The 7,508-nt window shown below is 68.8% G+C and carries 7 protein-coding genes and 1 tRNA gene; 7 read left to right on the top strand and 1 reads right to left on the bottom strand.

Annotation, left to right across the window (positions count from 1 at the left end; translation table 11 throughout):
- The 4 genes from NBW84_RS08920 to NBW84_RS08905 all read left to right on the top strand — a co-directional run.
- A partial coding sequence (locus NBW84_RS08920) for a replication initiator (RefSeq protein WP_445548670.1) occupies positions 1–687 on the top strand: 687 nt, incomplete at its 5' end.
- 26 nt (positions 688–713) lie between these two features.
- A complete protein-coding gene (locus NBW84_RS08915) occupies positions 714–908 on the top strand; it encodes a helix-turn-helix domain-containing protein (RefSeq protein ID WP_076843224.1) in 195 nt (64 codons plus the stop codon).
- A 184-nt stretch (positions 909–1,092) separates the two neighbouring features.
- Positions 1,093–1,425 (top strand): hypothetical protein, encoded by a 333-nt coding sequence (locus NBW84_RS08910; protein WP_250283526.1) that lies wholly within the window; start codon positions 1,093–1,095, stop codon positions 1,423–1,425.
- A 248-nt stretch (positions 1,426–1,673) separates the two neighbouring features.
- Positions 1,674–2,942 carry a tyrosine-type recombinase/integrase gene (locus NBW84_RS08905; RefSeq protein WP_250283525.1) on the top strand — a complete coding sequence of 423 codons (1,269 nt, stop codon included), beginning with the start codon at positions 1,674–1,676 and terminating at the stop codon, positions 2,940–2,942.
- Between the two features lie 108 nt (positions 2,943–3,050).
- On the opposite strand, the gene NBW84_RS08900 is transcribed toward NBW84_RS08905, so the two are convergent.
- A tRNA-Arg gene (locus NBW84_RS08900) sits at positions 3,051–3,123 on the bottom strand.
- Positions 3,124–3,448: 325 nt separating this feature from the next.
- On the opposite strand from NBW84_RS08900, the gene ssb reads away from it, so the two are divergent.
- The 3 genes from ssb to NBW84_RS08885 all read left to right on the top strand — a co-directional run.
- Positions 3,449–4,075, top strand: coding sequence for a single-stranded DNA-binding protein (gene ssb / locus NBW84_RS08895; protein WP_250283523.1), 627 nt, complete (start codon positions 3,449–3,451; stop codon positions 4,073–4,075).
- Positions 4,076–4,387: 312 nt separating this feature from the next.
- The gene (locus NBW84_RS08890) at positions 4,388–6,337 is read left to right on the top strand and encodes a DUF7846 domain-containing protein (RefSeq protein ID WP_250283521.1); all 1,950 of its coding nucleotides are present in this window, start codon (positions 4,388–4,390) and stop codon (positions 6,335–6,337) included.
- 247 nt (positions 6,338–6,584) lie between these two features.
- Positions 6,585–7,508: ATP-binding cassette domain-containing protein (locus NBW84_RS08885; RefSeq protein WP_250283519.1), on the top strand; the 924-nt coding region annotated here is incomplete at its 3' end.

The raw sequence follows: 7,508 nt of genomic DNA, 5'->3' as shown, positions 1-7,508 counted from the left end.
CCGTTGCCGACCTGGGATGAGGCCCTGGACGCGATCGGTGAGGACGACGAACCCGTCCACGTCGTCCGCTTCGGCGTGCAGATCCGCGCGGACGGCGTCACCGCGAACAGCCGGAACACCGGCAAACTGATCGGCTACCTGACCAAGTATCTGACCAAGAGCCTGGACACCTGCCACGACGTCGCCACCGACGCCCAGCGCACCCATGTCGACCGGTTGGCCGACGCTCTGCGGCACGAACCGTGTGCGCCGACGTGCGCGAACTGGCTGCTCTACGGCGTGCAGCCGAAAAACCCGAGGGCCGGGCTCGTTCCCGGGCGCTGCACCGGCAAGGCCCACCGGCGGGAAACCCTCGGTTTCGGTGGTCGGCGGGTGCTGGTCTCGCGCCGCTGGTCCGGCAAGACCCTCACCGATCACCGAGAAGATCGGAAAGAGTGGGTGCGGCGGCAACTCGCCGTCCTCGGCCACACCCCGGACGACGACACCGCGGACGGCGCGGCCGACCGGACGGTTTGGCAGCTTCTGCGTCCCGGGGACCCGGCCGCACCCCGACGAGAACATCTGCTGCTACGTGCGATCGCCGACCGGCACCGCTGGCGTGCCCAACTGGATGCCGCCCGCACTGCCGCTCCGCCCGGACCCGGCGCGCTTCCGGCAACTGTCTTCGATCCACCCCGCGCGGCATGATCCCTGAGCCGCTCCTTGGAGAACCCATGATCAGGCTCCTGCTCACCACCGGTGAAGTCGCCGACCTGCTCGGGGTCAGCCGCACCACCGTCTATGACCTGATCCGCACGGGTCGGCTCGCGTCCGTCCGTATCGGCCGGTCCCGCCGTATCCACCGTGACGAGCTCGTCGCCTACATCGGTCGGTTGCGGGAGATCGACGGTTACGAGGTGGCGGCATGATCGTCGTTAGGGCTGCTCGTCGGACGGTGTGGGCCGGTATTCGGCAATACCACCCGGCGCGGGGGCCTCCGGATCATCCATGGCGATCATCACGTGACAGATGCTCGAAGCGGCCCCGGTGGGTGCTGGAACACCACACCGGGACCTGAGATCCCGACCCTGCGCGAACAGGAGCGAGACCCTGATGCCCATCTTCCCGCCTGACCTCGACCCGCCGCGCGACCCCTCCGACGGACAGCCCTTCGTCCGCCTGGACGCCCCCGGCCACGGCTACTACGAGATGACCGTCAAGCCGGGCGCCGACCCGTTCGACGTCGCCCGGATCGCCATCGCGATCCCGCACAGCGCGGTGTTCGTCGAAGCCCTCGGAGACGTGGACGTCGTGTTGGTGTTCCGTGTGATCCCCGGCAGCACGCTTCCGGCAACTGCCCCGCCGCCTCGGCCACGTCCGACCGGCGGATGGATTCCCGACGTCACCCCGTACGGACGGGTTCCCGCGCAGCGTCAGCCGCGCTGATCAGACCTCGCGGTTCTTCTCCCCATTTTTCTGTTCCTCCGCTGGGCGTTGCACCCGCCGGGAGACCGGACGGGTCCAGGGTCGGCGAAGCCGATCACGAAGTGACGCGTAGCGCCCTGGACGCGGCCGGTCTCCCGGCGGACCCTTCACCGCCCCGGAGGAACAGAACCCCACCGCCAGCGATCGGCCTGCACGCGCCCTGGCGGACTCCTCTGATTTCCCCTTCCTCGCAAGGAGTTGTCCTCGTCATGTCCGAGACTTCCGGCAGGCGTCGGGAACGCAAGAAACGCGCCAACGGTCAGGGTTCGATCTACCAGCGGGCGGACGGTATGTGGGTCGGCGCGGCCTACGTGCTCATGCCTGACGGCAGTACGAGACGGCGCCCGGTCTACGGCAGCTCTGAGGACGTCGTCCGGAAGAAGCTCACCGATCTTCAGGCCAACTCCGACCAGGGCATTCCGGCGGACGCGACCGGATGGACCGTCGAGAAGTTCCTGACGGTGTGGCTCGCTCAGACAGTGAAGCCGAACCGTCAGCCGAATACCTACGTCACGTACGAAAAGGCGGTCCGGATCTACCTCGTTCCGGGGCTCGGTAAGAAACGGCTGAACAAGTTGACGGCGGCCGATGTCCGGCAGTTCATCCGGCGGATGGAGAACACCTGCCTGTGCTGCGCTCGCGGTCGGGACGAGGCGCGTCCGGAGGGGGAGCGGCGCTGCTGCGCGCTCGGCCGGTGCTGCGAACGGCGGCCGTCGAAACGTCAGGTCCAGGTCGTGCATGCCGTGCTGCGCAACGCGCTACAGGCGGCCGTTCGTGAGGAGCTGATCCGACGCAATGTCGCCAAACTCGTTCAGGTCTCGGCCCCGCGCTACGGGATCGACCGGGGCCTGACCGTCGAACAGGCACACACGCTGCTCGACATGGCGGCCGGTGACCGGCTGTACGCGTTGCTGGTCCTGGCGCTGTTCCTCGGTATGCGCCGCGGGGAACTGCTCGGACTCCAGTGGTCCGACATCGACGAGGAACGGGAAACGCTGACCGTCCGGCACACGCTTCAGCGGGTCGGCGGGGAACTGCGGCTGCTTCCGCCGAAGACGGAGGACTCGGAACGCACGCTTCCGCTGTTGGGCCTGGTGGCTGACGCGCTGACCGAGCATCGCAAGCTTCAGGATGCCGAGCGTGAGGCGGCCGGCAAACGGTGGGTGAAGACCGATCACGTCTTCACCACGAGGATCGGTACGGCGATCGAACCGGACAACCTGCGCCGCTTCTGGCTGCCGCTGCGGCAGGCGGCCGGGCTCGACGGGGTGGTGTTCCACGGGCTGCGGCACACCTGCGTGACGCTGCTGCTCGACCTCGGCGTCCCGCCGCACATCGTCCGCGAGATCGCCGGGCACTCGGCCATCGAGGTCACCATGACCATCTACGCGCATGCTTCGATGGGGGAGAAGCGCCGCGCGCTCGGCAAGCTGGACAAACGCCTGACCGGCCCGGCCCGCAGGACCAAGCGTGACTGAGCGCGTTGCTACAGGGGTTGCTACACCTGGGGCTCCCGGGAGGCCCGAGCCCCGGCCGCACGAGGGGCCGGGGATGCGATGATGCAGCGTAGGGGCATGATCCCTGAGTGCGCCCGGCAGGGATCGAACCTGCGACCTGGTGCTTAGAAGGCACTCGCTCTATCCGCTGAGCTACGGGCGCGCACCACCATTGTGCTGTCTCCTGTCGCGATCACGTAGTGCGGTTACTGGTGATAGCGGAATGAGACCAAATGGGCACTTTGCGTGTTTGGTCCGATGCTCCTTCGGTGGTCAAAGCTCTCACCCTGCCATGGCGAGGGTGGATCGCGCATCCGTGCGGCTTCGCGCCTGTGGATGGATGCGGTTTGTCCACAGGTAGCGGATCGCGGGTGCCAAGCCGGCCGCGGAGCTGGAGAGTGTGAGACGGGACGTAAGGGGCTAATCAGGTCACAGCCACCGTCCGCCACACGGAACCAGGCCGGCTACCCCATGATCCGGGAGGAACCATGATTGAGGCATCGGTCACGCTGCTTGGCAACCTCGTCGACGACCCCGAGCTGCGCTGCACGCAGAACGGGAACTTCGTCTGCTCCCTCCGCCTGGCCAGCACGGCGCGCCGGTTCGACCGCACGCAGAATCGCTGGGTGGACGGCCACAGCGTCTTCATCACCGTCACCTGCTGGCGGCACATGGCGGAGAACGTCAGCGCGTCGTTGCGCAAGGGGGACAGGACGCTCGTGGTCGGGCGGCTGCGGCAGAGGTCCTTCGAGACGCACGAGGGAAACCGCCGGGTCGTCTACGAGGTCGATGCCGACGCCGTGGCGGTCGATCTTGCGAGGCAGACCGCGGAGGTCCGGCGGGTGGTACGCGCGAGCGGGGAGAACGGGGGCGGCCAGGCCGCGGGTGAGGCGGCATCGGCACGGGAGCCTGTTGGCACGCGTGACGGGGCGGATGAGCCCGCTGGCGGGGATGAGGCCCGCTTCGATACCGGCACGGGGTACCGTGATGGAAATCGCACGGACACGGCCGAAGAGGGGCCGTTCGGCGAGTCGTTGCCCAACGTCACTGCGCCAGCGGCAGAGTTCGCCGATATATCACCATCGGTGACGGTTCTCGATCCGGCCGCGGCATGATGTGGCTGCTTCGGCGGATCCGAATTGTTCGTTGTGTCGGCTCCCTGCCCGTGTGGACGCGGACCCGTACCCGGCCGGTGCGGAAGCTGTCGGTAGCGTCAGTCCGTGACCAGTACGCGGGGGGCCGAGACGCCGATGCCGATCCGAGCGCCACAAGGGCAGACGGATCTGTCCCGGACGGACGGCGACGCGCCGGGTGCGCAACCCACGGACCCGTCTACAGACCAGCACGCGAAGCTCTCCGGTCGATATCCGCCCGACCACGGGTTGCCTGGTCAGCCGGATCGCGGGCCGGGGCGACGGGCTCCGCTCGTGGCTGCGCGGTCGCGGTTGGCCGCGGTATCCAGGCCCGGCTGGACGGTTGCGGCGGCGGCCCTGCTCAGCGCCGTCGCCGCGATGCTGATCAACCGGCATCTGTTCCCCTACCTGTCGATCAACAACGACGAGGCGCTCTACCTGCTGCAGGCCCGGACGTTGGCGGGAGGCGACCTGTTCCCGTCGGCGCCACCGTCGGCCGACTCCTACGCACCGTGGCTGGCGGTGGTTACCGACGGTCACTACGTGCTGAAATACACCCCTGTGGTCGCCGGATGGCTGGCCATGAGCCTGGTGATCACGGGTGGGACGGCCACGGCGCTCGCTCTTGTCGCGGCTGCCGCGGTCGGGATGACCTACCTTGTCGGGGTCGAGGTGCTCGACGACCGGCGGGCCGCCGCCGTCGCCGCCTGGTTGCTGGCTCTGTCACCGTTGGTGCTCCTCCAGAGCGCGATGCTGCTGCCGTACCTGCCGGTGCTCGTCCTGTCCGAATGCGTGGTGTTCGGGCTGCTCCGTGGCCTGCGTACCCACCGTCGGGTGCCGCTCGCCGGGGCCGGGCTGGCACTGGGGCTCGCGGCGGCGATACGCCCGTACGACGTTGTGCTGGTCCTCGGCCCGTTTGCGCTGTGGGCGGTGTGGCGGGGCGCGCGGGGACGGCGGTGGTGGATGCTGCGCTGGGTGGGCGCGGGGCTGGCCACTCCGGCCGCGCTGCTGCTCAGCTACAACGCGGCGGCGACGGGCAGCCCCTTCCAGCTTCCGTTCGCGCTCCTGGAGCCCGAGGACAAGCTGGGCTTCGGGGTCCGCCGGCTGTTCCCCACCGACACCGCCCACCACTTCGGGCTGGTCGAAGGGCTCACCGCGATCGGTGATCATCTGTGGCTGCTCGGCGCCTGGGCATGCGGCGGCGCCGTTCTCGCGGTCCTGTCGGTCGCGACGGTCGTCCGCCGGCGGGCGTCCGCACCGGCGCTCACCATCGGTGTCGGCAGCCTGCTCCTGATCATTGGGTATGTGGCGTTCTGGGGCGCCTGGAACGCCGCCGAACTGTGGGGCGGCACCCGCTACATCGGCCCATTCTACCTGATGCCAGTGCTGGTCACGCTCGTCCTGTTCGGAGCCCGCGGGCTGGTGGACATGGCGTCGGCGTGGCCGCGTACCAGCGGTCTCGTCGCCGGCGCGGGTCTTGTCCTCAGCGGGTTCATCCTGGTCGTCGCGCTGCGGGACAACATGGACTTCACCCAGCGTGATCGTGATCTGTTGAACATGATCAATGCTCGGCCTGGTCACACACTGGTCATCGTTTCGGCCGACCCGGCCTTTCTCATGCACCCGACGTCGGTGGTGGCCAACTCGCCGGCGCTGGATGGCCAGGTGCTGTACGCGGTGTCGCGGGGGCAGGCCGACTTGGACGTCGTCGCCGACCATCCGGACCGGTCGCCATACCTGCTCAGGCTGGCCCTCGGTTACAACCGGACGCTGTCATCGCCGTCGGCGGCGTGGCTGGAGCGCCTGCGGGTGGTCGACGGCGCGAGCGTCGCCGTCGGCGTCAGCGCGTCGGTACCGGCCGGCAGCCGAGCGGCCCGTATCGAGGTGACCGCGGACGGCAGACGCAGCTCCTTCCCGATGAGCCCGGACCGGCCACTGGCCAGCCAGCTCACCATCAGCCCCGGCGGGGTGGACACGACCGGCCTCGGGCCCCGTGCAAAAGTCGGTGATGTTCCGGCCGCGAAGGATCGTGCCGCGAAGGATCGTGCCGTGGAGGATCGTTCGGTGACGCTGAAGGTGTTCTACACCCCGTCGGGAGACGGTCGTGAACGCCTCCTCGACCAGGTGGACCTGCCCGTCCGGGTCGATTCCAGGCGGGGCACGGTCAGCGTCCTGGTGTCGGAGAGCCAGGCCGGCGCGGTGGGATCGGGAGTGACGCCGACGATCCGGCTCAGAGCGAGCTGACAGGCGAACCAAGGGCTGCTGACAGGCGAACCGGGCCGCAAGCCGGCCCGTCTACGAGATGCGGGGTACCGGCGGACCGGGGCTGTGATGGGCCGGACAGCGGCGGGCTGGGCAGGCGGGCGGCGCACGGGGCGGGGGGTGGCCGGGCGGGCCGCGGGTTATGGCCGTCCCGCGGTATCCGTCCGAATCCACCCGGTCAGTAGGTCCGCCGGACGGACAGGCCCACCAGACCCATAAGGTTGACCGCATGGCGCAGTACGTCTTCCAGATGCGCAAAGTGCGCAAAGCCCACGGCGACAAAGTCGTTCTTGACGACGTCAGCCTGTCCTTCCTGCCCGGCGCGAAGATCGGTGTCGTCGGCCCGAACGGTGCTGGCAAGTCGTCGCTGCTCAAGATCATGGCAGGTCTTGACCAGCCGAGCAACGGGGACGCGACGCTGAGCCCCGGTTTCACCGTCGGCATGCTCGCGCAGGAACCGCCGCTGGACGAGACGAAGGACGTCCGCGGCAATGTCGAGGACGGCGTCCGGGAGATCCGCGCGGTCCTCGCCCGTTATGAGGAGATCAACGAGAAGATGGCCGCGCCGGACGCGGACTTCGACTCCCTCCTCGCCGAGCAGGCGGCCCTCATCGACAGGATCGAGGCGGCGAACGCCTGGGAGCTCGACAGCCAGCTCGACCAGGCGATGGACGCGTTGCGCCTGCCGCCCGGCGACGCCGACGTGACCAAGCTGTCCGGCGGTGAGCGGCGCCGGGTCGCGCTGTGCAAGCTCCTGCTCGAAGCCCCCGGCCTGCTCCTGCTGGACGAGCCCACGAACCATCTGGACGCCGAGAGCGTCGCCTGGCTCGAGCAGCATCTGGCCCGCTACGCGGGAGCCGTGCTCGCTGTCACCCACGACCGCTACTTCCTCGACAACGTCGCCGGCTGGATCCTCGAGCTCGACCGTGGTCATGCCTATCCGTACGAAGGAAACTACAGTACGTATCTGGAGACCAAGGCCGCCCGGCTCAAGGTCGAAGGCGGCAAGGACGCCAAGCGCAAGCGCATCCTCGCCCAGGAACTGGAGTGGGTGCGCTCGAACCCGAAAGCCCGCCAGGCCAAGAGCAAGGCGCGGCTCTCCCGGTACGAGGAACTGGCGGCCGAGGCCGACAGGGCGCGTCCCCGCGACCTT

It is taken from the genome of Protofrankia sp. CiP1_Cm_nod2 (genome assembly GCF_920664355.1).
Classification (GTDB): domain Bacteria; phylum Actinomycetota; class Actinomycetes; order Frankiales; family Frankiaceae; genus Protofrankia.
The sequence above is the reverse complement of the archived record's forward strand: the minus strand, read 5'-3'. Positions and strand labels throughout refer to the sequence as shown.